This is a genomic window from Noviherbaspirillum album, from assembly GCF_035916955.1.
GTDB classification, from domain to species: domain Bacteria; phylum Pseudomonadota; class Gammaproteobacteria; order Burkholderiales; family Burkholderiaceae_D; genus Noviherbaspirillum; species Noviherbaspirillum album.
Genome location: NZ_JAWIIV010000019.1, coordinates 99,401 through 121,547, shown reverse-complemented (window position 1 = coordinate 121,547; position 22,147 = coordinate 99,401). Strand labels below are relative to the sequence as shown.

The following is a 22,147-nucleotide window of genomic DNA, read 5'->3' as shown; positions in this document are numbered from 1 at the left end:
GAAGAGGGTCTGCGCTTCGCGATCCGCGAAGGCGGCCGTACCGTCGGCGCCGGCGTCGTTGCCAAAATCATCGAGTAATTTCAGGTAATATTCGGCACGCCGGATTTATCACCGCTCTTTGACAAAAATTGCCGCGGGTGTCACTCGCCCGCGGTTCGCTCTTTTTAAGGAATCACCATGCAAAACCAAAAAATCCGTATCCGCCTCAAGGCATTCGACTATCGCCTGATCGACCAGTCCGCGCTCGAGATCGTTGACACAGCCAAGCGCACCGGCGCCGTCGTCAAGGGTCCGGTCCCTCTGCCCACACGCATCCAGCGTTTCGACATCCTGCGTTCGCCGCACGTCAACAAGACCTCGCGCGACCAGTTCGAAATCCGCACGCACCAGCGCCTGATGGATATCGTCGATCCGACAGACAAGACAGTCGACGCACTGATGAAGCTCGACCTGCCAGCCGGTGTCGACGTCGAAATCAAATTGCAATAACAGTGTCGCGACGCGTTGTAGCCCCGCACATACCACAATTTCTTGAAATGTGGGTTGTGACTTGAAAAAACGCGGGTTATAATGCTCGGCTTCGGTATCGGCACGGGTCTTCCGTGCCGATACGTTTTAGTTGTACAAACATCAGCCCCGCCCAATCGCAGGCGGGAATGGAGAAAACAATGAGCCAAAATCTTGTTGAAGGCAAGGTTGAGGGTAAGCGCTTGGGTCTTGTCGGTCGTAAGGTCGGCATGATGCGCATCTTTACGGACGATGGCGACACGATTCCCGTCACCGTGCTCGATGTGTCGAACAATCGCGTTACTCAAATCAAAACACCTGAGACCGACGGCTATTACGCTGTTCAGGTCGCATATGGTCAGCGCCGCGCATCGCGCGTCAATAAGGCTGCAGCGGGTCACCTCGCAAAAGCAGGCGTTGAAGCCGGTACCGTTCTCAAGGAATTCCGCATCGATGCTGACAAAGCTGCCGAACTGAAGACTGGCGATACCATCGCCGTCAGCCTGTTCGAAGCCGGTCAGAAAGTCGACGTGCAGGGCGTCTCGATCGGTAAGGGCTATGCAGGTACCATCAAGCGTTACAACTTCGCTTCCGGTCGCGCAACTCACGGTAACTCCCGTTCGCACAACGTGCCGGGCTCTATCGGTATGGCGCAGGATCCGGGTCGCGTTTTCCCGGGCAAGCGCATGACAGGTCACCTCGGTGATGTCACCACCACCGTGCAGAACCTCGAAATCGCGCGCGTGGATACCGAGCGCCAGCTGCTGCTCGTCAAGGGCGCCGTGCCGGGCGCGAAGAACGGTCAAGTGATCGTTGTTCCCGCTGTCAAAGTCAAAGCTAAGAAGGGAGCCTAATCGATGGAACTCAAGCTCCTGAACGACCAGGGTCAGGCTGCATCGAACGTTGCAGCGCCGGACACCATTTTCGGTCGTGACTATAACGAAGCGCTGATTCACCAGGTCGTCGTCGCTTACCAGGCCAACGCACGCAGCGGTAACCGCAAGCAGAAAGACCGTGAAGAAGTCAGTCACACAACCAAGAAGCCCTGGCGTCAAAAAGGTACGGGTCGTGCTCGTGCCGGTATGTCGTCTTCGCCTCTGTGGCGCGGCGGTGGTCGCATTTTCCCGAACTCTCCGGATGAGAACTTCACTCACAAGGTCAACAAGAAGATGTATCGCGCAGGTCTCTGCTCGATCCTCTCGCAACTGGCTCGTGAAGACCGTCTGTCCGTGATCGAGAATCTGTCGGTCGATGCGCCCAAGACCAAGCTGCTCGCGCAAAAACTGAAAGGCATGGGTCTCGAATCCGTGCTCGTCATTACTGACAACCTCGACGAAAACCTTCTGCTCGCTTCGCGCAACCTGCCGAACGTGCTGGTTGTCGAGCCGCGTCATGCCGATCCCGTATCGCTGGTGTTCTATAAGAAAGTGCTGATCACCAAGCCGGCATTGGCAAAGATTGAGGAGATGCTGGCATGAACGCGACTGTAAAGCATAGCGAAGAGCGTTTGATGAAAGTGCTGCTCGCTCCGGTCATTTCGGAGAAGGCAACTTTCGTCGCAGAGAAAAATGAACAAGTCGTTTTCCGCGTAATGCCGGACGCAACCAAGCTGGAAATCAAAGCCGCTGTCGAGTTGCTGTTCAAGGTGCAAGTGGAATCGGTTCAGGTGTTGAACCGCCAGGGCAAGCAAAAGCGCTCGGGCCGTTTCACCGGTCGCCGCAACCACGTGCGTCAAGCATACGTCAGCCTGAAGCCGGGCCAGGAAATCAACTTCACCGAGGAGGCTAAATAATGGCACTCGTGAAAATGAAACCGACGTCCGCTGGTCGTCGCGGCATGGTCAAGGTCGTCAATCCCGACCTGTACAAAGGCCGTCCGTTCGCAGCGCTCGTCGAAAAGAAGTCCAAGACAGCAGGCCGTAACAACAACGGTCATATCACCACTCGCCATATCGGCGGTGGTCACAAGCATCACTATCGCGTAATTGATTTCCGTCGCAACAAGGACGGCATCACGGCCAAGGTCGAACGTATCGAGTACGACCCGAACCGCAGCGCGCATATTGCACTGCTGTGCTATGCAGATGGCGAGCGTCAGTACATCATCGCTCCGAAGGGTGTTGCAGTCGGCGACCAGCTCATGAACGGCGCGGAAGCCCCGATCAAGTCCGGCAACTGCCTCCCGATTCGCAATATCCCTGTCGGCACCACGATGCACTGCGTCGAAATGCTGCCTGGCAAGGGCGCCCAGATGGCGCGTACTGCAGGCGCAGGCGTAGTCCTGATGGCCCGCGAAGGTACGTATGCGCAGGTTCGTCTGCGTTCCGGCGAGGTCCGTCGCGTGCATATCGAGTGCCGCGCAACCGTTGGTGAAGTCGGCAACGGCGAGCACAACCTGCGCAAGATCGGCAAGGCCGGTGCAATGCGTTGGCGCGGTGTCCGTCCGACCGTTCGTGGTGTCGTCATGAACCCGATCGATCACCCGCACGGTGGTGGTGAAGGCCGTACTGCAGCAGGCCGCCACCCGGTATCGCCATGGGGCCAGCAGACCAAGGGCAAGAAGACGCGTCGCAACAAGCGCACGACTTCGATGATCGTCTCGCGCCGTGGCAAGAAATAAGGGGTAACACATGACACGTTCATTGAAAAAAGGGCCGTTCTGTGACGCCCACCTGATCAAGAAGGTCGAAACCGCACAAGCGACGAAGGACAAGAAGCCAATCAAGACTTGGTCTCGTCGTTCGACAATCATGCCGGATTTCATTGGCCTGACGATCGCTGTTCACAACGGCAAACAGCATGTGCCGGTCTATGTTTCTGAAAACATGGTCGGTCACAAGCTCGGCGAATTTGCGTTGACCCGTACGTTCAAGGGTCACGCCGCCGATAAAAAGGCTAAGAAATAAGGTGCGATGATGGAAACTAAAGCTATCCTCCGCGGTGCTCGCCTGTCGGAACAGAAAGGCCGCCTCGTTGCGGACCTGATCCGCGGCAAGAAAGTCGACCAGGCATTGAACATCCTGGCATTCAGCCCGAAAAAAGGCGCAGTGCTCATCAAGCAAGTGCTCGAATCCGCAATCGCGAACGCCGAGCACAATGATGGCGCAGATATCGACGAGCTCAAGGTCAAGACGATCTACGTCGAAAAAGGTGCGGTCCTCAAGCGCTTCATCGCGCGTGCGAAAGGCCGTGGCGATCGCATCTCTAAGCAAACCTGTCACATCTACGTGACTGTCGGAAACTAAGGAGTCACGATGGGACAGAAAATCCACCCAACCGGCTTCCGTCTGTCGGTGACGCGTAACTGGGGATCCCGTTGGTATGCTGGCAATAGCAACTTTGCCACCATGCTGAACGAGGATCTCGACGTCCGCGCCTACCTGAAGAAGAAGCTGAAGAACGCATCCGTCGGACGCATCGTCATCGAGCGCCCTGCGAAGAACGCACGCATCACCATTTTCAGCTCCCGTCCGGGCGTTGTCATTGGCAAGAAGGGCGAGGACATCGAAGTTCTGAAGTCGCACCTCACCAAGCTGATGGGTGTGCCGGTTCACGTCAACATCGAAGAAATCCGCAAGCCGGAGGTCGACGCCCAACTGATCGCCGATTCGATCGCTCAGCAGCTCGAAAAGCGCATCATGTTCCGCCGCGCAATGAAGCGCGCGATGCAGAACGCAATGCGCCTGGGCGCTCAGGGCATCAAGATCATGTCGTCGGGCCGTCTGAACGGCATCGAAATCGCCCGCAAGGAGTGGTATCGCGAAGGTCGCGTGCCTCTGCATACCCTGCGTGCCGATATCGACTATGGTTTTGGTGAAGCAGAGACAACCTACGGCATCATCGGTATCAAGGTCTGGGTCTACAAGGGCGATCGTCTCGCCAGTGGCGAAGCACCGACCATCGAGACACCGGCGGAAGACGACAAGAAGCGTCGTGGCCCGCGCCGTGACGATGGCAAACCGGGCGGACGTCCGCGTCCCCGCAAGCCTGAGGGATCCGAAGGAGCCCCCGGCTCTAAACCGGCTGGTAACCGCGTTCGCGCCCCCAAGAAGGCCGACGGTGCCGCACCGGCTGAGAAAGCAGGAGAATAATCATGCTGCAACCAGCACGCAGAAAATATCGCAAGGAACAAAAAGGCCGTAACAAGGGCATTTCGCACGAGCGCGGCACCGCCGTCTCGTTTGGCGAATTCGGCCTGAAAGCGGTTGGTCGCGGGCGCATTACAGCTCGCCAGATTGAAGCGGCGCGTCGTGCAATGACTCGTCACATCAAGCGTGGCGGCCGTATCTGGATCCGCATTTTCCCGGACAAGCCGATTTCCCAGAAGCCCGCTGAAGTGCGTATGGGTAACGGTAAGGGTAATCCGGAGTACTACGTGGCTGAAATCCAGCCGGGTAAAGTGCTGTACGAGATGGACGGTGTCGACGAAGCGCTGGCACGCGAGGCATTCCGCCTCGCAGCTGCCAAGCTGCCGCTGTTGACCACTTTCGTCGTTCGTCAAGTCGGCCAATAACAGGAGTGAAATATGAAAGCATCTGAACTCCGCGGCAAGGACGAAGCAGCGCTCCAGAAAGAGCTTAACGAGTTGCTCAAGGCGCAATTCGGTCTGCGTATGCAAATCGCAACGCAGCAGCTGAACAACACCGCGCAACTCAAGAAGGTGCGTCGCGATATCGCACGTGTCAAGACCGTCATGAATCAGAAGGACGCAAAATAATGAACGATCAAGTAAAACAGTCGCTCAAGCGCACCCTGGTCGGCAAGGTCGTATCCGATAAGATGGACAAGACCGTGACGGTTCTCGTCGAGCGTCGTGTCAAGCATCCGTTGTACGGCAAGATCGTCGTGCGTTCCAATAAGTATCACGCACACGACGAAGGCAACCAGGCGAAGGAAGGCGACACTGTTGAAATTCAAGAAGGTCGCCCGATCTCCAAGACGAAGGCATGGTCTGTCACCCGTGTGGTGCAGGTCGCACAAATCGTCTAAATTGTTTTCAATAAGTTGTTGCTAGCCCGGCGTTATGGTGCCATAATGCCGGGCTTGGTTGTCGCAAAAGGTAGCGCGCGGCGACCATTTGCAGTACCCTGCAGTTCGAAAAAATCGCGCAGCTGCCAAGCTGTGCTGCAGTAGTTTTTGTAACCGTCCACCTAATCGGCGCGGCTTTGCTAAAGTCGGCTGACAGGACCAAGACTGACCGCAAGGCCGCGTAGGGCGGAAGAGCGGATTAAGTTGGGAAAGAAAATACTATGATTCAAACTGAAAGCCGGCTCGAAGTAGCCGACAACACGGGTGCGCGTGAAGTCCTGTGCATTAAGGTGCTGGGTGGTTCCAAGCGCCGTTATGCCAGCATCGGCGACATCATCAAAGTCACGGTCAAATCCGCAGCGCCTCGCGGACGTGTGAAAAAAGGCGAGATCTATAACGCCGTGGTCGTTCGTACAGCCAAGGGCGTACGCCGCCAGGATGGTTCTCTGGTGAAGTTCGATGGCAATGCCGCGGTATTGCTGAATGCCAAGCTTGAGCCGATCGGCACACGCATCTTCGGGCCGGTTACGCGTGAGTTGCGTACCGAGCGCTTCATGAAGATCGTGTCGCTCGCGCCTGAAGTTCTGTAAGGAGTCGTTATGAGCAAGATTCGTAAAAACGACGAGGTAATTGTCCTGACCGGTAAGGACAAAGGCAAGCGCGGTGTGGTTCAGCAGCGTGTTGATGCTAACCACGTCGTCGTCGAGGGTGTGAACGTTGCCAAGAAGGCGACCAAGCCGAATCCGATGACCGGTGCAACTGGCGGCATCGTCGACAAGCTGATGCCGATTCATGTCTCCAACGTCGCGTTGTTCAACGCCGCGACCGGCAAGGCAGATCGTGTGGGCTACAAGGTTGTAGACGGCAAGAAGGTTCGCGTCTACAAGTCCAATGGCGAAGTCGTTAAGGTGTAAGACATCATGGCCCGTCTCCAAGAATTTTATAAAGAAAAAGTCGTCACTGACTTGACCAGCAAGTTTGGCTACAAGTCCGTGATGGAAGTCCCGCGCCTGACAAAGATCACCCTGAACATGGGTTTGTCGGAAGCAGTCGCAGACAAGAAAGTGATCGAGCATGCGGTTGGTGATCTGACAAAGATCGCAGGTCAGAAGCCGGTCGTAACCAAGGCGCGTAAAGCGATCGCGGGCTTCAAGATCCGCGAAGGTTACCCGATCGGTTGCATGGTCACTCTGCGCGGTGCGCGCATGTACGAATTTCTGGATCGTCTGATTACGGTTGCGCTGCCGCGCGTTCGTGACTTCCGCGGTGTGTCCGGTCGTGCATTCGATGGTCGTGGTAATTACAACATCGGCGTGAAAGAGCAGATCATTTTCCCCGAGATCGAATACGACAAGATCGACGCGCTGCGTGGTATGAATATCAGCATCACGACGACTGCGAAGACCGACGACGAAGCGAAAGCGCTCCTCGCCGCATTTAAATTCCCGTTCAGAAACTGAGGATGCCATGGCAAAACTGGCACTGATTAACCGTGAACAAAAGCGTGCAGACCTGGTTAAGAAATACGCAGGTAAGCGCGCCGAGTTGAAGGCAATCATCGACGACCAAACAAAATCGGAAGAAGAGCGTTACGAAGCTCGCCTGAAACTGCAGGCGCTGCCACGAAATGCGAATCCGACTCGCCAGCGTAACCGCTGTGCGATGACAGGTCGCCCGCGCGGCACCTTCCGCAAATTCGGTTTGGCACGTACCAAGATCCGTGAAATCGCCATGCGTGGTGACATTCCGGGTATCACTAAAGCTAGCTGGTAATAGGAGAACAAGCAATGAGTATGAGCGATCCTATCGCCGATATGCTGACCCGTATCCGGAACGCACAAGGCGTTCAAAAGACAACGGTTGCAATGCCGTCGTCCAAAGTCAAAGTGGCGATTGCCAACGTCCTCAAGGACGAGGGCTACATCGAGGACTATGCGGTATCCGAGGCAGAAGGTAAGTCGGAGCTGAAGATCGGCCTTAAGTACTATGCCGGCCGTCCTGTAATCGAGCGTCTCGAGCGTGTATCGCGTCCCGGCCTGCGTATCTACAAAGGCAAGGATGATATCCCGACCGTGATGAACGGCCTTGGTGTGGCAATTGTCTCCACACCGAAGGGCGTGATGACAGACCGCAAAGCACGCGCAACCGGTGTCGGTGGCGAAGTGATTTGCTACGTGGCCTAAGGAGCGCAAGATGTCCCGAGTAGGTAAAATGCCCATTGCACTTCCGGCTGGTGTGGAAGTGACAATTGCCGCCGACAGGATCACTGTCAAAGGCACCCTGGGTACTCTCTCCATGCCGCTGAACGGTCTGGTGAAAGTCGCCAACGAAAATAACACGCTGCTGTTTACGCCGGCTGATGAAAGCCGCGAAGCAAATGCAATGTCCGGCACCCTGCGTGCGCTGGTGAACAATATGGTTCTTGGCGTGACGAAGGGTTTCGAGAAAAAGCTTTCTCTCGTCGGCGTCGGATACCGTGCACAAGCTCAGGGCGACAAGCTGAATCTGTCGCTGGGCTTTTCGCATCCCGTCGTGCACCAGATGCCCGCAGGCGTGAAGTGCGAGACCCCGTCACAGACCGAGATCGTGATCAAGGGTGTCGATAAGCAGAAGGTCGGTCAGACCGCTGCTGAAGTTCGCGCGTACCGCAGCCCCGAGCCGTACAAAGGCAAGGGCGTCCGCTATGTGGACGAAGTGGTTACGCTCAAAGAAACCAAGAAGAAGTAAAGGGGTTGACGATGGACAAGAAACAATCACGTCTGCGCCGCGCTCGCCAAACTCGCGCGAAGATCGCGGAGTTGAAAGTAAATCGCCTGGCCGTGCATCGCACCAACCTGCATATTTACGCAAATATCATCGGACCGGACGCGACAATCCTGGCATCCGCTTCGACGCTGGAAGCAGAAGTTCGTCAGGAGCTGGCAGGCAAATCCGGCAAGGGTGGCAATGCTGCTGCTGCCGCACTGGTTGGCAAGCGCGTTGCGGAAAAGGCGCTGAAGGCAGGAATTGCAGAAGTCGCATTCGACCGATCCGGTTTTCGCTATCACGGCCGCGTTAAAGCAGTCGCAGAAGCAGCCCGCGAAGCCGGTCTGAAGTTCTAAGGAAGAATCGTCATGGCAAAAATGCAAGCAAAGACGCCTCAGGGCGAAGAGCGCGACGACGGCATGCGCGAAAAAATGATTGCGGTTAACCGTGTGACCAAAGTGGTCAAGGGTGGCCGTATCATGGGTTTCGCAGCACTGGCAGTGGTCGGCGACGGTGATGGCCGTATCGGCATGGGCAAGGGCAAGTCGAAGGAAGTGCCGGTTGCAGTGCAGAAGGCGATGGAAGAAGCACGTCGCAAGATGATCAAGGTTACGTTGAAAAACGGTACCCTGCAGCACACCGTAACAGGCAAGCACGGTGCATCCTCGGTGATGATCTCGCCGGCAAAAGATGGTACCGGCGTGATCGCAGGCGGCCCGATGCGCGCAATCTTCGAAGTCATGGGCGTCACGAACGTCGTGGCCAAGTCGAACGGCTCGACGAACCCTTACAACATGGTTCGCGCCACGATCGATGGCTTGTCGAAGATGAATACTCCTTCCGAAATTGCAGCCAAGCGCGGCAAGTCGGTCGAAGAGATCCTTGGTTAAGGTGATTCGAATGGCTAACACAATCAAAGTCAAGCTGGTAAAGGGCCTGATCGGCACACGCCAGGACCATCGTGCAACTGTTCGTGGGCTTGGTCTGCGTCGTGTCAATTCCGTATCGGAACTGCAGGACACACCGTCTATCCGCGGCATGATCAACAAAGTGGCGTATCTCGTGAAAGTGGTGTCGTAAGCCTTGCGCTTGCGAACGGAGCAAATCATGGAATTGAATAACATTCAACCTGCGGACGGCGCAAAGCACGCTAAGCGTCGCGTCGGACGCGGTATCGGTTCCGGCCTGGGCAAGACAGCAGGCCGTGGTCACAAGGGTCAGAAATCTCGTTCGGGCGGCTTCCACAAGGTCGGCTTCGAAGGCGGTCAGATGCCGCTGCAGCGTCGTCTGCCGAAGCGCGGTTTCAAGTCACTCGCAACGCCTTACAAGGCGGAAGTTCGTCTCGGCGACCTGGAGAATCTTCCTGTCGCGGAAATCGATCTGCTCGCGGTAAAGCAGGCCGGCCTGGTATCCCAACTCGCTCGCGTCGTCCGTGTCATCAAGGCTGGCGAACTGACGAAGAAAGTCACGATCAAGGGCTTGATCGCGACTAAGGGTGCTAAAGCTGCAATCGAAGCCGCAGGTGGTTCGGTTGCGTAAGCGACCGATATGTCCGGAGCAATAATTGGCGACGACACCCCAACTCGCTAAAAGCGCTGCAAGCGGATTTCCATGGGGTCGCCTGTGGTTCCTGCTCGCTGCACTGGTAGTTTATCGAATCGGAGCGCACATTCCCGTCCCGGGAATCGATCCGACACAGTTGGCTGAACTGTTCAGACAAAACCAGGGCGGTATCCTGGGAATGTTTAACATGTTCTCCGGCGGTGCACTTTCTCGCTTTACCATCTTTGCATTGGGAATCATGCCGTATATCTCGGCATCGATCATCATGCAACTGATGTCCGTCGTTTCGCCTCAGCTTGAGGCGCTAAAGAAGGAAGGCGAAGCGGGCAGACGAAAGATTACCCAGTACACGCGCTATGGCACTCTCGTATTGGCAGCTTTCCAGGCGTTCGGCATTGCAGTTGCATTGGAGTCGCAGGCTGGTCTGGTCATTGAGCCGGGCCTAGCGTTTCGCTTGACGACTGCAATAACTCTGGTGACAGGGACGATGTTCCTGATGTGGCTTGGTGAGCAGATCACTGAGCGCGGGCTGGGAAATGGTATTTCGATCATCATCTTCGCAGGTATTGCGGCTGGCTTGCCAAGCGCAATAGGGGGCTTGTTCGAGTTGGTTCGCACCGGTTCGATGAGCGCATTGTCGGCGATATTGATTTGCGTAATCGTAGCGGCGGTGACTTACCTGGTTGTGTTCATTGAACGCGGTCAGCGAAAGATCCTCGTCAACTATGCCAAGCGGCAAGTCGGAAACAAGATCTACGGCGGACAAAGCAGTCATCTGCCGTTGAAGCTGAACATGGCGGGTGTAATTCCTCCGATTTTCGCTTCGTCGATCATCCTGTTTCCAGCGACGATTACCAGCTGGTTCACTTCGGGTGAAGCAAATAATGCATTTGTTCGCTTCCTGAAGGATCTCGCTGCTTCGCTGGCGCCAGGCGAGCCGATCCATGCCTTGCTGTATGCTGTCGCAATTGTGTTCTTTTGCTTCTTCTATACCGCTCTGGTATTCAATAGCAAAGAAACCGCGGACAACCTGAAGAAGAGTGGTGCATTCGTTCCAGGCATCCGCCCGGGTGATCAGACCGCCCGGTATATCGACAAGATTCTGATGCGTCTGACTCTTGTTGGTGCGGTGTACATCACACTGGTTTGCTTGCTGCCGGAGTTTCTGATCGCAAGGTGGAAGGTGCCTTTCTATTTTGGCGGCACTTCACTGCTGATTATCGTGGTCGTAACAATGGACTTCATGGCACAGGTTCAGAATTATGTGATGTCGCAGCAGTACGAGTCGCTTCTTCGCAAAGCGAATTTCAAGGGTGGCATCCCGACACGATAGTGACGCGATAGGCGACCCAGAAGAAGAGCGAAGCGAATGGCAAAAGACGATGTAATCCAGATGCAGGGGGAAGTTCTAGAGAATCTTCCCAATGCAACGTTTAGAGTCAAGTTGGAAAACGGGCACGTTGTTCTCGGACATATTTCCGGAAAAATGCGTATGAATTACATACGCATTCTTCCTGGCGATAAAGTCACAGTTGAATTGACACCGTACGATTTAAGCCGGGCACGAATCGTGTTCCGTACCAAATAAAGTAACCAGAACTGTAAGAAAGAGGGCGAAAATGAAAGTGCTCGCATCAGTAAAGCGGATCTGCCGCAACTGCAAGATCATCAAGCGCAAGGGCGTTGTTCGTGTAATCTGCACAGAACCGCGTCATAAGCAGCGCCAAGGTTAATTAACGTTATTGATCGAGGAATAACGAATGGCACGTATTGCAGGGGTCAACATCCCCAACCATCAACACACCGTTATCGGCTTGACAGCGATTTATGGAATCGGCCGTCCGCGCGCCGAAGACATCTGCACCAAGACGGGTGTTCCGACCACGAAGAAGGTCAAGGACCTGGACGATAACGAGCTGGAGAAGCTGCGCGACGAAATCGGCAAGTTTGTCGTTGAGGGAGACCTGCGTCGTGAAGTTTCGATGAGCATCAAGCGCCTGATGGACCTGGGTTGCTACCGTGGCATGCGCCATCGGAAAGGCTTGCCGGCTCGCGGCCAGCGTACCCGCACCAATGCGCGTACACGCAAAGGCCCGCGCAAGGCAGCTCAGTCGCTGAAGAAATAATTCAGCGCCGTTTGACTGGAAGTCGGATTCAAGGAAATCACCATGGCAAAAGCCCCGAATAACTCCGCTGCGGCACGCGTGCGGAAAAAAGTTAAAAAGAACGTTGCGGAAGGCATCGCGCATATCCACGCGTCCTTCAACAACACGATCATCACCATCACCGACCGTCAGGGCAATGCATTGTCCTGGGCGACATCGGGCGGCGCTGGCTTCAAGGGCTCCCGCAAGTCCACTCCCTTTGCAGCTCAGGTTGCAGCCGAAGCAGCCGGTAAGGTTGCTGTCGAGTGCGGCGTCAAGAACCTTGAAGTGCGTATCAAGGGTCCGGGCCCTGGCCGTGAATCCGCCGTTCGTGCACTGAACAACCTGGGCATTAAAATCACCCAGATTCAGGATGTCACGCCGGTTCCGCATAACGGTTGCCGTCCGCCGAAGCGTCGTCGTATCTAAATCGGTACCGACGCGTTACAATAGCAGGTTGCAATACATAGTATCGCCCGCCAGAAACTTTGGCGGGTTTTGTTCTTAAGACCACTGTCTGCCTTCCGCTGCGGCGAGATCAGACTAGCGCCTGCCGGGGTTTCTACCTCCGGTCCGGGGCGTCATTTACAAAAGGAAATTAACGTGGCACGTTATATCGGACCCAAAGCAAAACTCTCCCGCCGTGAAGGCACCGACCTGTTTCTTAAGAGCTCGCGCCGCTCGCTGGATTCCAAGTGCAAGCTGGACTCCAAGCCGGGTCAGCATGGTCGTACATCCGGTGCACGTACATCGGACTACGGTAATCAGCTGCGTGAAAAGCAGAAGGTCAAGCGTATGTACGGTATTCTCGAGCGCCAGTTCCGCCGTTACTTTGCCGAAGCGGACCGCCGCAAGGGCAATACCGGCGAGAACCTGCTGAAGCTGCTCGAATCCCGTCTGGACAATGTTGCCTATCGCATGGGCTTCGGTTCAACGCGCGCCGAAGCGCGTCAGCTGGTCAGCCACAAGGCGTTCACCGTCAATGGTGAAGTAGTCAATATTGCTTCCTACCAAGTCAGGGCAGGCGACGTCGTCGCGGTCCGCGAAAAGGCGAAGAAGCAGGCTCGTATCATTGAAGCGCTGTCGCTGGCAGAGCAGGGCGGCATGCCCTCCTGGGTTGCCGTCGACGCGAAGAAAATGGAAGGCACATTCAAATCGATGCCGGACCGTACCGAAATCGCCAATGACGTCAACGAATCTCTGATCGTTGAATTGTATTCCCGCTAATCGTTTTTCCCCCGCCCGCCTCGCTGAGAAGCGAGGCGGGTTTCTTTGTAATGCCATCAGCCTTATCGGTGTAACGAGCCGAGGGTATTGAAGAGGACATTTCATGCAAAACAGTCTGTTGAAGCCCCGTATCATTGAAGTTGAGGCACTTGGTGCCGGTCACGCAAAGGTCGTCATGGAGCCTTTCGAGCGCGGTTACGGCCATACGCTCGGCAATGCGCTGCGTCGCGTTCTGCTGTCGTCGATGGTTGGCTATGCGCCGACCGAAGTGACCATCGCCGGTGTCGTTCACGAGTATTCCTCGCTTGATGGCGTACAGGAAGACGTGGTCGACATGCTGCTCAACCTGAAAGGCGTGGTATTCAAGCTGCACAATCGTGACGAAGTCACGCTGACGCTGAAGAAGGATGGCGAAGGCGCGGTCTACGCTTCGGACATCGATCTGCCGCATGATGTCGAGCTGATCAATCCGGAACACGTGATTGCACATCTGACTGCCGGCGGCAAGCTCGATATGCAGATCAAGGTTGAAAAAGGCCGTGGATACGTTCCCGGCAACGTTCGCCGCCTGTCCGAGGACGCGAACAAGACTATTGGACGTATCATCCTCGATGCATCGTTCTCGCCGGTCCGCCGCGTTTCCTATGCGGTCGAGTCCGCTCGCGTGGAACAACGTACCGACCTCGACAAGCTCGTCATCAATATCGAGACAAACGGCGTCATTTCGCCTGAAGAGGCGATTCGCCAGTCGGCCCGCGTGCTGGTCGACCAGCTTAACGTGTTTGCCGCCCTGGAAGGCACGGAAGCGGCCGCCGAGGCGCCGTCGCGCGCTCCTTCGGTCGACCCGATCCTGTTGCGCCCGGTCGACGACCTCGAGCTTACAGTGCGTTCCGCGAACTGCCTGAAAGCCGAGAACATCTACTACATCGGCGATCTGATCCAGCGCAGCGAAAACGAACTGCTCAAAACGCCGAACCTTGGCCGTAAGTCGCTCAACGAGATCAAGGAAGTTCTCGCCTCGCGCGGTCTGACGCTCGGCATGAAGCTTGAAAACTGGCCGCCGGCAGGTCTGGAAAAGTAATTCCGGCCCCAAGGACAGCAGGGAGCGGTTATAATCCCGCTCCCGCTGTTCCAGCAGTAATTGGTACTTGCAACATTAATCATTACCGGCCCGCATTCGACAGAGATCGATTGATAGAAGAGCTGGATTCAAACTCAAACTGAAAGGAAATAACATGCGCCACCGTCACGGTCTACGCAAACTGAATCGTACTTCTTCCCACCGTCTGGCAATGCTCCGCAACATGACCGTCTCCCTGCTGCGTCATGAAGCGATCAAGACCACGCTGCCGAAAGCGAAGGAACTGCGCCGCGTCGTCGAGCCCATCCTCACACTGGGCAAGACCGACAACCTGTCGAACAAGCGTCTGGCATTCTCCCGCCTGCGTGACCGCGAGATCGTCCTCAAGCTCTTCGCCGAACTGGGCCCCCGTTATGCAAACCGCAACGGCGGCTACCTGCGTATCCTGAAGATGGGTTTCCGCCAGGGCGACAACGCACCGATGGCGTTCGTTGAACTGGTCGATCGTCCGGAAATCAGCGACGCAACCGAAGTGCAAACTGCAGAATAATCGCCGCCCTGCACAAGGGCTGAGCATTTGAAAAAGCCAGGCATGTCTACTGCCTGGCTTTTTGCATTGGGCTTTGCCGTTTGCCTTGCATGGACCTGTCCTGGCGCTTGAGCCGCCTTCAATGTCGTTTGGACGTTTGTGGCAAGATATGCGCTTTGTGTCAGAACCCGGCGCTGCATGCTCGATTCCTCCGATGTCCTTTCCGTGTCCGATCTCCGTAAGTCCTATGGCATGGGAAAGGCACGAGCGCTTGTCGTGGACGGTGTTTCCTTCTCGCTGCGGCGCGGGGAATGTTACGGTCTGCTTGGCCCGAACGGCGCGGGCAAGACAACGACCTTGCGGCTTTGTCTAGGCCTGACCGAGCCCGATAGCGGCGAGATACGATTAGTCGGATACCCGGTACCCAAACAGGCCCGTGCGGCCAGGGTGAGAGTCGGTGTCGTACCGCAAGGCGACAACCTCGACCCGGACTTCACGGTCGAGGAAAATCTACTGGTGTTCGGACGCTATTTTGGCCTGGCGGAAGACGTGATCAAGGCCCGCATTCCGAAATTGCTGGAATTCGCTAACCTGACCGCCAAGAGAACTGCCAACATCGGCGAGCTTTCCGGTGGCATGAAGCGCCGCCTTACGCTGGTGCGCGCGCTGGTGAATGATCCGGATCTCATCTTCATGGACGAGCCGACCACCGGCCTCGATCCACAAGCTCGCCACATGATATGGGATCGCCTGAAATCCTTGCTGAATGAGGGAAAGACCATTGTGCTCACCACCCATTTCATGGACGAGGCGGAACGCCTGTGTGATCGACTGGCGGTCATCGATCATGGCAAGCTGATCGCCGAAGGCGCTCCGCATGCATTGATCGCCGAACATATCGAGGCCGAAGTGGTGGAAGTGTACGGCGACGGCGCAATCGCCTGGGGCCGCTCTGACGGTATCCGGCATGCAGGACGAATGGAAATCAGCGGCGAAACAGTATTTTGCTATACCAATGATGCGAAAGGCTTGCTGGCCAGCCTGCATGGCGCCAGCGGCGTGCGCTATCTGCATCGCCCCGCGAACCTTGAAGACCTGTTCCTGAAGTTGACCGGACGCGAAATGAGGGATTGAAAACATGCCCTCCGCCCGTTACGCGCTGCCGGTCTGCTCGCTGCGCTTCATTCCGATCTGGAGGCGCAACCTCCTTGTTTGGAAGAAGCTGGCCCTGGCAAGCATACTTGGGAACATTGCCGACCCGTTGATCACGCTGATTGCGTTCGGCTATGGGCTGGGCAGCCTGTTGCAGTCGATTGACGGCGTACCGTACATTCAGTTTCTGGCATCCGGTTCGATCTGCATGTCGGTCATGATGGCTGCCTCCTTCGAAACCCTGTATTCGGCATTCTCCCGCATGCATGTGCAGAAAACATGGGAAGCCTTGCTGAATGCACCGCTGGCACTTGATGACGTAGTGCTTGCCGAAATGCTGTGGGCGGCGACCAAGGCATTGTTCTCCGGCGTGGCGATCCTTGGCGTGATTTTCCTGCTGGGAATCGGGCTGCACGGCAAGGTGTTCCTGGTATTGCCGCTGCTGTTTTTGATCGGAATCGCGTTCGCTTCCCTCGGACTGATCATTAATGCCATGGCAAAGGGTTACGATTTTTTCACTTATTATTTCACGCTCGTACTGACCCCGATGGTGTTCCTGTCGGGGGTGTATTATCCGGTAGCCCAGTTGCCGCCGTGGCTGCAGTGGTTTGCCCAGCTCCTGCCCCTGGGTGCGGCCGTCAGCCTGATCCGACCGCTGATTCTCGGCGAGTGGCCCGCCACACCTGCGGCTGACATCGGCGTGCTGCTGGCGTACAGTATTGCCGGCTTCTATATCGCCACGGTCCTGACCCGCCGGCGACTTCTCAAATAAAATCCAGATCGTGTCAATGCATTCCGCCAGCCAACAACCGCTATTGATTATCACGAACGTGCCCGACCAGGCCACGGCCAGGCGCATCGCCGGCGAACTGGTCGGCATGCGCACCGCCGCATGCGTGAACATCCTGCCCCCCATCCAATCTGTCTATCGCTGGGAAGGCAAGGTCGAGGATGCCGCGGAGATCGCAATCATGGTGAAATCGACGATGGACCGCTATGATGAAATCGAAACGGTGATCAGGCGCCTCCACCCGTATGAGGTGCCGGAAATCATTGCGCTGCCGATCCTGCACGGATTGCCTGCGTATCTACAATGGCTGGTTGCCGAAACAAGGAAGGATGTGGATGTCTGACTCGCTCTGCGCCAGCACGGCTTATCGCGCAATGACGCGCCTGTTCGTCATTGCGACCGCGTGGCTGTGCCTGTTGTTGCCTCATGTTGCACAGGCGGAAGACGACTTTCTGCCGCCGGAAAAAGCCTTCAAATTTGCGGCGAGGATGATCGATCCCGGCACTGCCGAAATCACCTTCACCATTGCGGATGGCTATTACATGTACCGCGAGCGCTTCGCGTTCAGCGCAACGGGCGCGCAGCTTGGCACACCCGTGATCCCGGATGGAAAAATCAAGTTCGACGAGACCTTCCAGAAAGACGTCGAGACCTATCGCAAGGCGGTTGCCATCACTCTTCCAGTGACTGCGGCCTCAAGTTTTAGTCTCAAGGTCATGTCGCAGGGTTGCGCCGATCAGGGTCTGTGCTATGCGCCGATGGAGTCGGTCGCCACGCTCTCGCCCGGCGGCGGAGGGTTGCTGTCCGCGATTCGCGGCGGTCAGGAGCAGGCTGCGATATCGATTGCGGGCGCACCACCGGCATTCCAGCCCGACGGCGAGACCGGGCGTATCGAAGCCGCGCTGCAAAGCGGCAACCTGCTTGGCATACTTCCGCTGTTCCTTCTGCTTGGACTGGGTCTTTCCTTTACGCCATGCGTGCTGCCGATGGTCCCCATCCTGTCATCGATCATCATTGGCGACGGCGGGCAGGTCAGCCGCGGCCGCGGCCTTGCGTTGTCGGTCGCCTATTCGCTCGGCATGGCGCTGATCTATACCGCGATGGGGATCGCCGCCGGACTCGCCGGCGAGGGACTTGCCGCGGCGCTGCAGAATCCATGGGTGCTCGGCGCATTCGCGCTGCTGATCGCCGTTCTTTCGCTGTCGATGTTCGATGTCTACCAACTGCAGGTGCCGGCCGCGATCCAGCAGCGCCTGAGCGCCGCCTCCGGGAAACAGGTGTCGGGCAGGTTCCTTGGCGTCTTCAGCATGGGAGCCATTTCCGCGCTGATCGTCGGCCCCTGCGTTGCCGCGCCGCTGGCGGGCGCGCTGCTCTATATCAGCCAGACCCGCAACGTCGTGATCGGCGGTAGCGCCCTGTTTGCGATGGCCATCGGCATGAGCGTGCCATTGCTGCTGGTCGGCCTGTCTGCCGGAACATTGCTGCCGCGCGCCGGCGCATGGATGCAGTCGGTCAAGCTGTTTTTCGGCATCCTGATGCTGGCCATGGCGCTCTGGATCATTGCACCGGTCACGCCCGGCTGGGTTCCCATGCTGGGCTGGGCGATGCTCGGCATCGGCTATGGCATTTACCTGCTTCGTGCCGCGAGGCACGGCTGGCGGGCGAAGCTGCTGGCACTGGTCTTCGCCGGCTTGGGCCTGGTGCAGCTGGTAGGCGTGGCCACCGGCGGCCGCGATGCGCTGGCACCGCTCGCCCACCTGGACGGAGAGGCCCGGCACACCAAGTTCGTCCGCGTGACTTCGCTGGCGGACCTGGATGCGGAAATCGCGAAGGCGGGCGGCAAGACCGTGATGCTCGACTTCTATGCCGACTGGTGCGTCTCCTGCAAGGAAATGGAGAAGCTGACTTTTTCGGATCCGCGCATCCAGGCAAGGTTTTCGGAAATGCTCCTGCTTCAGGCCGACGTCACGGCGAATAACGAGGACGACAGGCGCCTGCTCAAGCGCTTCAATCTTTTCGGACCGCCGGCCATTATTTTCTTCGACAAGCAGGGCCGCGAGATTTCCGGCGGCCGCGTGATCGGATATCAGAATGCCGACAAGTTTCTCGACGTCCTTGAAAAGGCGGGGAAACTTTAGTTTGGCCGGCATCGCATACGCATATTCGGTATGGTTATAAGAAACTGACAACTTTATTCTTGAGCAGCCGAACGCAACCCACTATAGTTAAGCGTTCAATAACTGACTGGGAGAACGACATGACATTACGGCTTGGCGATACCGCACCCGATTTCGAGCAGGATTCGTCCATCGGCAAGATCAAATTCCACGAGTGGGCGGGCGACTCCTGGGTGGTACTGTTCTCTCATCCGGCCGATTTCACCCCGGTCTGCACTACCGAACTCGGCCTGACGGCGAAGCTGAAACCGGAATTCGACAAGCGCAATGTCAAGGCCATCGCCTTGTCCGTCGACCCGGCTGACAAGCATGTGCAATGGATCAAGGATATCGAGGACACCCAGAAAACCGTCGTCGGGTTTCCCATCATTGCCGATGCCGACAAGTCCGTCGCGCAGCTGTACGACATGATTCATCCGAACCAGTCGGAAAGCGCAACGGTACGCTCGCTGTTCGTGATCGACCCGAAGAAGAAGGTAAGACTGATCATCACCTATCCGATGAGCACAGGCCGCAACTTCGATGAAGTGCTGCGCGTCATCGATGCGCTGCAGCTGACCGACGGCTACACGGTCGCCACGCCGGGCAACTGGAAGGACGGCGACGATGTGATCATCCCGCTGACTGTGCAGGATGAAGCGGTGATCAAGCAGAAGTATCCGAAAGGATATACGGCGCCGCGTCCCTACCTGCGCCTGACGCCACAGCCCAACAAGTAAGCCCGTCTGCCTGTGACCAGACGCAAAAAGTAAGAATCAGTTGGATATCAATTAAAAAGCGCTCCGGGGAGCGCTTTTTGCTGTCAGCGATGCTCGTCCGTCGCCTTGTCTTCGAGATAGCGCTTGCGGTGGAAGAAAAGAAGCAGGCCGGCAACGATGACCCCCATCAGCCCAATCGTGATCCAGAAGCCCAAGGCATCCTTCAGCAGCGGCATCTCATCGAAGTTCATGCCAAATATGCCAGTAATCAATGTCAACGGCATGAACAGGGCGGTAATGACGGTCAGAGTGCGCATGATTTCGCTGGTGCGGTGCGCCATCGCGGAGAAGTGAATCTGCACCGCCGATTCAATGCTCGCTTCCATCCGCTGGGCATGGGTGAGCACCCGGGTGATGTGTTCCATCACGTCGTTGATCCTCACCAGCAGCAGGTCCATGCCGCGGTTGGGAGCGCCCTCATCCTGTGTGTCGACGAGATAGTCGCGAAGCTCCTGCAACGCATCGCGCTGGCCTTCGCACAGGTGATCAAGCTTGCGCAGTTCGACGCGTGCGTCGAGCAGCGCCATCCAGTCATTGAAGCGGCTGCGCGGATTGAGCAGTGCACGCTGCCAGCGGTCGATCTGCCCGCTCAGCGGCTGGCGCAGCGCAAGGTACTGGTCCACCATGACATTGAGGAGCCGCAGCATGAGTTCCGCCGGCGATGACGGCAGCCGGGCAACATGGAGATTGCCATTGTTATTGCCATTGCCATTGCCATTGCCGCGCGCGCGCTGCTCCAGCAAACGTGCGCGTACCCCTTCGATGGTCCGGCTCTGCGATGCATGCACGGTGACCAGCGCGCCTTCCATCAGCATGAATGTCACCGGCCGGGTTGCCAGTTTGGTCAGTGCCGGAGGAATCTTCCGTGACTGCCCAGCGGCATCGGTGTCGATGCGCGCATCGCTGCTGCCATCCAGCGCGAGCTTGCGGAACACGACCATCGCGTACTCCTGGGTGGAGTCGAAATAGGAAGGATGATTCAGATTAATCGCATCGGTCAGGTGAAGGTCATAGACATGCACGTTCGTCATGCGCTCGATCGCATCGCGCCAGGCCTGGGTATCGGCCGTGACTTCTTCATGCGTCGCATCGATCCACAGGAAGCCGCCCGGAGGCATTTGCGCATTGGGATCAGCAAGCTGGGTAATACACGAAGGGGTAATGTGAAAGATTTCCATGCACGGACAGCGAATGTTGATCGTTAAGGCCAGGCGCAGCCGATGAAGCCCCGGGCGAGGAAATCGCGATGAAGCGGACCAGGAGACCGAATCGGGCAGGGAAAAGGCAGTGGAAGGGAGGCGAGGGCAGACCCGCATCGCCGCTTCTCCTGCCTTGCATGCAAGGGAAGCGCGGCAATGCCGGAGCCAGCCTCCCGCGGTTCCTCAGCTTTGCCGGAGGTGACGCGCAATATCCCGCGCGAAGTAAGTCAGGACACCATCCGCACCGGCTCGCTTGAAGGCCAGCATCGATTCCATCATCGCCTTGTCGTGATCGAGCCAGCCGTTCTGGGCCGCTGCCTTGATCATCGCGTATTCGCCGCTGACCTGATATGCGAACGTCGGCACCTTGAACTCGTCCTTGACGCGGCGCACGATGTCCAGATAAGGCATGCCGGGCTTGACCATGACCATGTCGGCGCCTTCCTCCAGGTCATGGGCGACTTCGCGCAGCGCCTCGTCGCTGTTTGCCGGATCCATCTGGTACGTCGCCTTGCTGCCCTTGCCGAGGTTCGCGGCCGAGCCGACCGCGTCGCGGAACGGGCCGTAGAAGGCCGACGCATACTTGGCCGAATACGCCATGATGCGCGTATGAATGCGCTGCGTCGCCTCGAGCGCATCGCGGATTGCGCCGATCCTGCCATCCATCATGTCGGACGGTGCCACGATATCGACGCCGGCATCGGCCTGGACCAGCGCCTGCTTGACCAGGATGGACGTGGTTTCATCGTTGAGCACATAGCCGTCCGCGTTCAATATGCCGTCCTGGCCATGGCTGGTGTACGGATCCAGCGCAACATCCGTCAAGAGGCCGAGTTCGGGAAAGCGCTGCTTGAGTTCACGTACGGCGCGCGGCACGAGTCCTTCCGGATTGATAGCCTCAATACCGTCCGGCGTCTTGATCGAGGGGTTGATCACCGGAAAAATCGCCAGCACGGGAATACCAAGCTCGACGCAGTCTTCCGCAACGGCGAGCAGCCGATCGATCGACAGCCGCTCGACTCCCGGCATCGATGCGACTTTCTCGCTCACATTCTTGCCTTCCTGAATGAAGACCGGATAAATCAGGTCGGATGGCGTAATGTGATTTTCGCGCATCAGCGCACGGGAAAACGCATCCTTGCGCATGCGCCGCATGCGAACGGCTGGAAAACGGGAATGAGAAAAGGAATAGGGCATAGGTAGAAGTTGCTTGAAAAAGATGCGTGGGGACGGTTTTCAAAAACCAGT

At 57.0% G+C, this 22,147-nt stretch carries 37 protein-coding genes; 35 read left to right on the top strand and 2 right to left on the bottom strand.

The annotated features are described in order from the left end of the window. The 35 genes from RY831_RS20730 to RY831_RS20560 all read left to right on the top strand — a co-directional run. On the top strand, positions 1-78 hold a 78-nt coding region (locus tag RY831_RS20730; protein ID WP_004557332.1), incomplete at its 5' end, for an EF-Tu C-terminal domain-related protein. 99 nt (positions 79-177) lie between these two features. Further along, positions 178-489 carry a 30S ribosomal protein S10 gene (gene rpsJ / locus RY831_RS20725; protein WP_019139724.1) on the top strand — a complete coding sequence of 104 codons (312 nt, stop codon included), beginning with the start codon at positions 178-180 and terminating at the stop codon, positions 487-489. 167 nt (positions 490-656) lie between these two features. After that, entirely contained in the window at positions 657-1,361 is a 705-nt protein-coding gene (gene rplC / locus RY831_RS20720; protein WP_437126305.1) for a 50S ribosomal protein L3, read from the top strand. A 3-nt stretch (positions 1,362-1,364) separates the two neighbouring features. Then, a complete protein-coding gene (gene rplD / locus RY831_RS20715; protein WP_326508265.1) occupies positions 1,365-1,985 on the top strand; it encodes a 50S ribosomal protein L4 in 621 nt (206 codons plus the stop codon). Beyond that, complete coding sequence (gene rplW, locus RY831_RS20710) at positions 1,982-2,299, top strand: 50S ribosomal protein L23 (protein ID WP_326508264.1); 318 nt, start codon at positions 1,982-1,984, stop codon at positions 2,297-2,299. The genes rplD and rplW overlap by 4 nt, the downstream gene beginning before the upstream one ends. Continuing rightward, positions 2,299-3,126 carry a 50S ribosomal protein L2 gene (rplB, locus tag RY831_RS20705; RefSeq protein ID WP_326508263.1) on the top strand — a complete coding sequence of 276 codons (828 nt, stop codon included), beginning with the start codon at positions 2,299-2,301 and terminating at the stop codon, positions 3,124-3,126. Before rplW ends, rplB begins: the two co-directional genes overlap by 1 nt. Before the next feature lie 10 nt (positions 3,127-3,136). Next, positions 3,137-3,412, top strand: a complete 276-nt coding sequence (rpsS, locus tag RY831_RS20700) for a 30S ribosomal protein S19 (protein WP_151632691.1) — start codon at positions 3,137-3,139, stop codon at positions 3,410-3,412. Positions 3,413-3,418: 6 nt separating this feature from the next. Then, a complete protein-coding gene (gene rplV, locus RY831_RS20695; RefSeq protein ID WP_192804877.1) occupies positions 3,419-3,751 on the top strand; it encodes a 50S ribosomal protein L22 in 333 nt (110 codons plus the stop codon). Between the two features lie 9 nt (positions 3,752-3,760). Beyond that, a complete protein-coding gene (rpsC, locus tag RY831_RS20690) occupies positions 3,761-4,597 on the top strand; it encodes a 30S ribosomal protein S3 (RefSeq protein WP_326508262.1) in 837 nt (278 codons plus the stop codon). Positions 4,598-4,599: 2 nt separating this feature from the next. Then, positions 4,600-5,019, top strand: a complete 420-nt coding sequence (gene rplP / locus RY831_RS20685; RefSeq protein ID WP_194724367.1) for a 50S ribosomal protein L16 — start codon at positions 4,600-4,602, stop codon at positions 5,017-5,019. 12 nt (positions 5,020-5,031) lie between these two features. Then, positions 5,032-5,223, top strand: coding sequence for a 50S ribosomal protein L29 (rpmC, locus tag RY831_RS20680; RefSeq protein WP_057289730.1), 192 nt, complete (start codon positions 5,032-5,034; stop codon positions 5,221-5,223). Then, positions 5,223-5,495, top strand: coding sequence for a 30S ribosomal protein S17 (gene rpsQ / locus RY831_RS20675; protein ID WP_326508261.1), 273 nt, complete (start codon positions 5,223-5,225; stop codon positions 5,493-5,495). The genes rpmC and rpsQ overlap by 1 nt, the downstream gene beginning before the upstream one ends. 260 nt (positions 5,496-5,755) lie before the next feature. Continuing rightward, complete coding sequence (rplN, locus tag RY831_RS20670; RefSeq protein WP_151632697.1) at positions 5,756-6,124, top strand: 50S ribosomal protein L14; 369 nt, start codon at positions 5,756-5,758, stop codon at positions 6,122-6,124. 9 nt (positions 6,125-6,133) lie between these two features. Continuing rightward, complete coding sequence (rplX, locus tag RY831_RS20665; protein WP_326508260.1) at positions 6,134-6,448, top strand: 50S ribosomal protein L24; 315 nt, start codon at positions 6,134-6,136, stop codon at positions 6,446-6,448. Positions 6,449-6,454: 6 nt separating this feature from the next. Next, a complete protein-coding gene (gene rplE, locus RY831_RS20660) occupies positions 6,455-6,994 on the top strand; it encodes a 50S ribosomal protein L5 (protein WP_326508259.1) in 540 nt (179 codons plus the stop codon). 7 nt (positions 6,995-7,001) lie between these two features. Next, positions 7,002-7,307, top strand: a complete 306-nt coding sequence (gene rpsN, locus RY831_RS20655) for a 30S ribosomal protein S14 (RefSeq protein WP_326508258.1) — start codon at positions 7,002-7,004, stop codon at positions 7,305-7,307. A gap of 14 nt (positions 7,308-7,321) precedes the next feature. Continuing rightward, on the top strand, positions 7,322-7,717 hold the full coding sequence (gene rpsH / locus RY831_RS20650; protein ID WP_151632705.1) for a 30S ribosomal protein S8: 396 nt from the start codon (positions 7,322-7,324) through the stop codon (positions 7,715-7,717). A gap of 10 nt (positions 7,718-7,727) precedes the next feature. Continuing rightward, positions 7,728-8,261, top strand: coding sequence for a 50S ribosomal protein L6 (gene rplF, locus RY831_RS20645; RefSeq protein ID WP_151632707.1), 534 nt, complete (start codon positions 7,728-7,730; stop codon positions 8,259-8,261). Positions 8,262-8,272: 11 nt separating this feature from the next. Continuing rightward, complete coding sequence (gene rplR / locus RY831_RS20640) at positions 8,273-8,635, top strand: 50S ribosomal protein L18 (protein WP_326508257.1); 363 nt, start codon at positions 8,273-8,275, stop codon at positions 8,633-8,635. A gap of 12 nt (positions 8,636-8,647) precedes the next feature. Beyond that, positions 8,648-9,169: a 30S ribosomal protein S5 gene (gene rpsE / locus RY831_RS20635; RefSeq protein ID WP_057289739.1), complete on the top strand. Its 522-nt coding sequence runs from the start codon at positions 8,648-8,650 to the stop codon at positions 9,167-9,169. Positions 9,170-9,179: 10 nt separating this feature from the next. Then, on the top strand, positions 9,180-9,359 hold the full coding sequence (gene rpmD / locus RY831_RS20630; RefSeq protein WP_326508256.1) for a 50S ribosomal protein L30: 180 nt from the start codon (positions 9,180-9,182) through the stop codon (positions 9,357-9,359). Between the two features lie 27 nt (positions 9,360-9,386). Continuing rightward, positions 9,387-9,818: a 50S ribosomal protein L15 gene (gene rplO, locus RY831_RS20625; RefSeq protein WP_326508255.1), complete on the top strand. Its 432-nt coding sequence runs from the start codon at positions 9,387-9,389 to the stop codon at positions 9,816-9,818. A gap of 25 nt (positions 9,819-9,843) precedes the next feature. Further along, a complete protein-coding gene (secY, locus tag RY831_RS20620) occupies positions 9,844-11,175 on the top strand; it encodes a preprotein translocase subunit SecY (RefSeq protein ID WP_326508254.1) in 1,332 nt (443 codons plus the stop codon). 36 nt (positions 11,176-11,211) lie between these two features. Further along, the gene (gene infA / locus RY831_RS20615; protein ID WP_010812378.1) at positions 11,212-11,430 is read left to right on the top strand and encodes a translation initiation factor IF-1; all 219 of its coding nucleotides are present in this window, start codon (positions 11,212-11,214) and stop codon (positions 11,428-11,430) included. 31 nt (positions 11,431-11,461) lie between these two features. After that, the gene (rpmJ, locus tag RY831_RS20610) at positions 11,462-11,575 is read left to right on the top strand and encodes a 50S ribosomal protein L36 (RefSeq protein ID WP_014004415.1); all 114 of its coding nucleotides are present in this window, start codon (positions 11,462-11,464) and stop codon (positions 11,573-11,575) included. Positions 11,576-11,602: 27 nt separating this feature from the next. Then, a complete protein-coding gene (rpsM, locus tag RY831_RS20605) occupies positions 11,603-11,968 on the top strand; it encodes a 30S ribosomal protein S13 (RefSeq protein ID WP_326508253.1) in 366 nt (121 codons plus the stop codon). Between the two features lie 42 nt (positions 11,969-12,010). After that, positions 12,011-12,415 carry a 30S ribosomal protein S11 gene (rpsK, locus tag RY831_RS20600; protein ID WP_326508252.1) on the top strand — a complete coding sequence of 135 codons (405 nt, stop codon included), beginning with the start codon at positions 12,011-12,013 and terminating at the stop codon, positions 12,413-12,415. A 174-nt stretch (positions 12,416-12,589) separates the two neighbouring features. Then, positions 12,590-13,213, top strand: a complete 624-nt coding sequence (gene rpsD / locus RY831_RS20595; RefSeq protein ID WP_326508251.1) for a 30S ribosomal protein S4 — start codon at positions 12,590-12,592, stop codon at positions 13,211-13,213. 103 nt (positions 13,214-13,316) lie between these two features. Beyond that, positions 13,317-14,294 carry a DNA-directed RNA polymerase subunit alpha gene (locus RY831_RS20590; RefSeq protein WP_151632723.1) on the top strand — a complete coding sequence of 326 codons (978 nt, stop codon included), beginning with the start codon at positions 13,317-13,319 and terminating at the stop codon, positions 14,292-14,294. Positions 14,295-14,448: 154 nt separating this feature from the next. After that, positions 14,449-14,844: a 50S ribosomal protein L17 gene (gene rplQ, locus RY831_RS20585; RefSeq protein ID WP_326508250.1), complete on the top strand. Its 396-nt coding sequence runs from the start codon at positions 14,449-14,451 to the stop codon at positions 14,842-14,844. Positions 14,845-15,021: 177 nt separating this feature from the next. Continuing rightward, positions 15,022-15,957 carry an ATP-binding cassette domain-containing protein gene (locus RY831_RS20580; RefSeq protein ID WP_437126304.1) on the top strand — a complete coding sequence of 312 codons (936 nt, stop codon included), beginning with the start codon at positions 15,022-15,024 and terminating at the stop codon, positions 15,955-15,957. Between the two features lie 4 nt (positions 15,958-15,961). Next, positions 15,962-16,747, top strand: a complete 786-nt coding sequence (locus tag RY831_RS20575; RefSeq protein WP_326508249.1) for an ABC transporter permease — start codon at positions 15,962-15,964, stop codon at positions 16,745-16,747. A 43-nt stretch (positions 16,748-16,790) separates the two neighbouring features. Next, positions 16,791-17,108 carry a divalent-cation tolerance protein CutA gene (cutA, locus tag RY831_RS20570; RefSeq protein ID WP_326508248.1) on the top strand — a complete coding sequence of 106 codons (318 nt, stop codon included), beginning with the start codon at positions 16,791-16,793 and terminating at the stop codon, positions 17,106-17,108. Further along, positions 17,101-18,903, top strand: coding sequence for a protein-disulfide reductase DsbD (dsbD, locus tag RY831_RS20565; protein WP_326508247.1), 1,803 nt, complete (start codon positions 17,101-17,103; stop codon positions 18,901-18,903). The genes cutA and dsbD overlap by 8 nt, the downstream gene beginning before the upstream one ends. Positions 18,904-19,022: 119 nt before the next feature. Beyond that, complete coding sequence (locus RY831_RS20560) at positions 19,023-19,661, top strand: peroxiredoxin (RefSeq protein WP_326508246.1); 639 nt, start codon at positions 19,023-19,025, stop codon at positions 19,659-19,661. Positions 19,662-19,744: 83 nt separating this feature from the next. Here RY831_RS20560 and RY831_RS20555 read toward each other — a convergent pair whose 3' ends face one another. Both RY831_RS20555 and hemB read right to left on the bottom strand, forming a co-directional pair. Continuing rightward, on the bottom strand, positions 19,745-20,878 hold the full coding sequence (locus RY831_RS20555) for a magnesium transporter CorA family protein (protein WP_326508245.1): 1,134 nt from the start codon (positions 20,876-20,878) through the stop codon (positions 19,745-19,747). A gap of 204 nt (positions 20,879-21,082) precedes the next feature. Next, positions 21,083-22,096, bottom strand: coding sequence for a porphobilinogen synthase (hemB, locus tag RY831_RS20550; RefSeq protein WP_326508244.1), 1,014 nt, complete (start codon positions 22,094-22,096; stop codon positions 21,083-21,085). Between the last annotated feature and the right edge of the window lie 51 nt (positions 22,097-22,147).

Coding starts and splice junctions, on each gene's coding strand:
- rpsJ (WP_019139724.1), top strand. CDS start 178: ATGCAAAACCAAAAAATCCGTATCCGCCTCAAGGCATTCGACTATCGC.
- rplC (WP_437126305.1), top strand. CDS start 657: ATGGAGAAAACAATGAGCCAAAATCTTGTTGAAGGCAAGGTTGAGGGT.
- rplD (WP_326508265.1), top strand. CDS start 1,365: ATGGAACTCAAGCTCCTGAACGACCAGGGTCAGGCTGCATCGAACGTT.
- rplW (WP_326508264.1), top strand. CDS start 1,982: ATGAACGCGACTGTAAAGCATAGCGAAGAGCGTTTGATGAAAGTGCTG.
- rplB (WP_326508263.1), top strand. CDS start 2,299: ATGGCACTCGTGAAAATGAAACCGACGTCCGCTGGTCGTCGCGGCATG.
- rpsS (WP_151632691.1), top strand. CDS start 3,137: ATGACACGTTCATTGAAAAAAGGGCCGTTCTGTGACGCCCACCTGATC.
- rplV (WP_192804877.1), top strand. CDS start 3,419: ATGATGGAAACTAAAGCTATCCTCCGCGGTGCTCGCCTGTCGGAACAG.
- rpsC (WP_326508262.1), top strand. CDS start 3,761: ATGGGACAGAAAATCCACCCAACCGGCTTCCGTCTGTCGGTGACGCGT.
- rplP (WP_194724367.1), top strand. CDS start 4,600: ATGCTGCAACCAGCACGCAGAAAATATCGCAAGGAACAAAAAGGCCGT.
- rpmC (WP_057289730.1), top strand. CDS start 5,032: ATGAAAGCATCTGAACTCCGCGGCAAGGACGAAGCAGCGCTCCAGAAA.
- rpsQ (WP_326508261.1), top strand. CDS start 5,223: ATGAACGATCAAGTAAAACAGTCGCTCAAGCGCACCCTGGTCGGCAAG.
- rplN (WP_151632697.1), top strand. CDS start 5,756: ATGATTCAAACTGAAAGCCGGCTCGAAGTAGCCGACAACACGGGTGCG.
- rplX (WP_326508260.1), top strand. CDS start 6,134: ATGAGCAAGATTCGTAAAAACGACGAGGTAATTGTCCTGACCGGTAAG.
- rplE (WP_326508259.1), top strand. CDS start 6,455: ATGGCCCGTCTCCAAGAATTTTATAAAGAAAAAGTCGTCACTGACTTG.
- rpsN (WP_326508258.1), top strand. CDS start 7,002: ATGGCAAAACTGGCACTGATTAACCGTGAACAAAAGCGTGCAGACCTG.
- rpsH (WP_151632705.1), top strand. CDS start 7,322: ATGAGTATGAGCGATCCTATCGCCGATATGCTGACCCGTATCCGGAAC.
- rplF (WP_151632707.1), top strand. CDS start 7,728: ATGTCCCGAGTAGGTAAAATGCCCATTGCACTTCCGGCTGGTGTGGAA.
- rplR (WP_326508257.1), top strand. CDS start 8,273: ATGGACAAGAAACAATCACGTCTGCGCCGCGCTCGCCAAACTCGCGCG.
- rpsE (WP_057289739.1), top strand. CDS start 8,648: ATGGCAAAAATGCAAGCAAAGACGCCTCAGGGCGAAGAGCGCGACGAC.
- rpmD (WP_326508256.1), top strand. CDS start 9,180: ATGGCTAACACAATCAAAGTCAAGCTGGTAAAGGGCCTGATCGGCACA.
- rplO (WP_326508255.1), top strand. CDS start 9,387: ATGGAATTGAATAACATTCAACCTGCGGACGGCGCAAAGCACGCTAAG.
- infA (WP_010812378.1), top strand. CDS start 11,212: ATGGCAAAAGACGATGTAATCCAGATGCAGGGGGAAGTTCTAGAGAAT.
- rpmJ (WP_014004415.1), top strand. CDS start 11,462: ATGAAAGTGCTCGCATCAGTAAAGCGGATCTGCCGCAACTGCAAGATC.
- rpsM (WP_326508253.1), top strand. CDS start 11,603: ATGGCACGTATTGCAGGGGTCAACATCCCCAACCATCAACACACCGTT.
- rpsK (WP_326508252.1), top strand. CDS start 12,011: ATGGCAAAAGCCCCGAATAACTCCGCTGCGGCACGCGTGCGGAAAAAA.
- RY831_RS20590 (WP_151632723.1), top strand. CDS start 13,317: ATGCAAAACAGTCTGTTGAAGCCCCGTATCATTGAAGTTGAGGCACTT.
- rplQ (WP_326508250.1), top strand. CDS start 14,449: ATGCGCCACCGTCACGGTCTACGCAAACTGAATCGTACTTCTTCCCAC.
- RY831_RS20580 (WP_437126304.1), top strand. CDS start 15,022: ATGCTCGATTCCTCCGATGTCCTTTCCGTGTCCGATCTCCGTAAGTCC.
- RY831_RS20575 (WP_326508249.1), top strand. CDS start 15,962: ATGCCCTCCGCCCGTTACGCGCTGCCGGTCTGCTCGCTGCGCTTCATT.
- dsbD (WP_326508247.1), top strand. CDS start 17,101: ATGTCTGACTCGCTCTGCGCCAGCACGGCTTATCGCGCAATGACGCGC.
- RY831_RS20560 (WP_326508246.1), top strand. CDS start 19,023: ATGACATTACGGCTTGGCGATACCGCACCCGATTTCGAGCAGGATTCG.
- RY831_RS20555 (WP_326508245.1), bottom strand. CDS start 20,878: ATGGAAATCTTTCACATTACCCCTTCGTGTATTACCCAGCTTGCTGAT.
- hemB (WP_326508244.1), bottom strand. CDS start 22,096: ATGCCCTATTCCTTTTCTCATTCCCGTTTTCCAGCCGTTCGCATGCGG.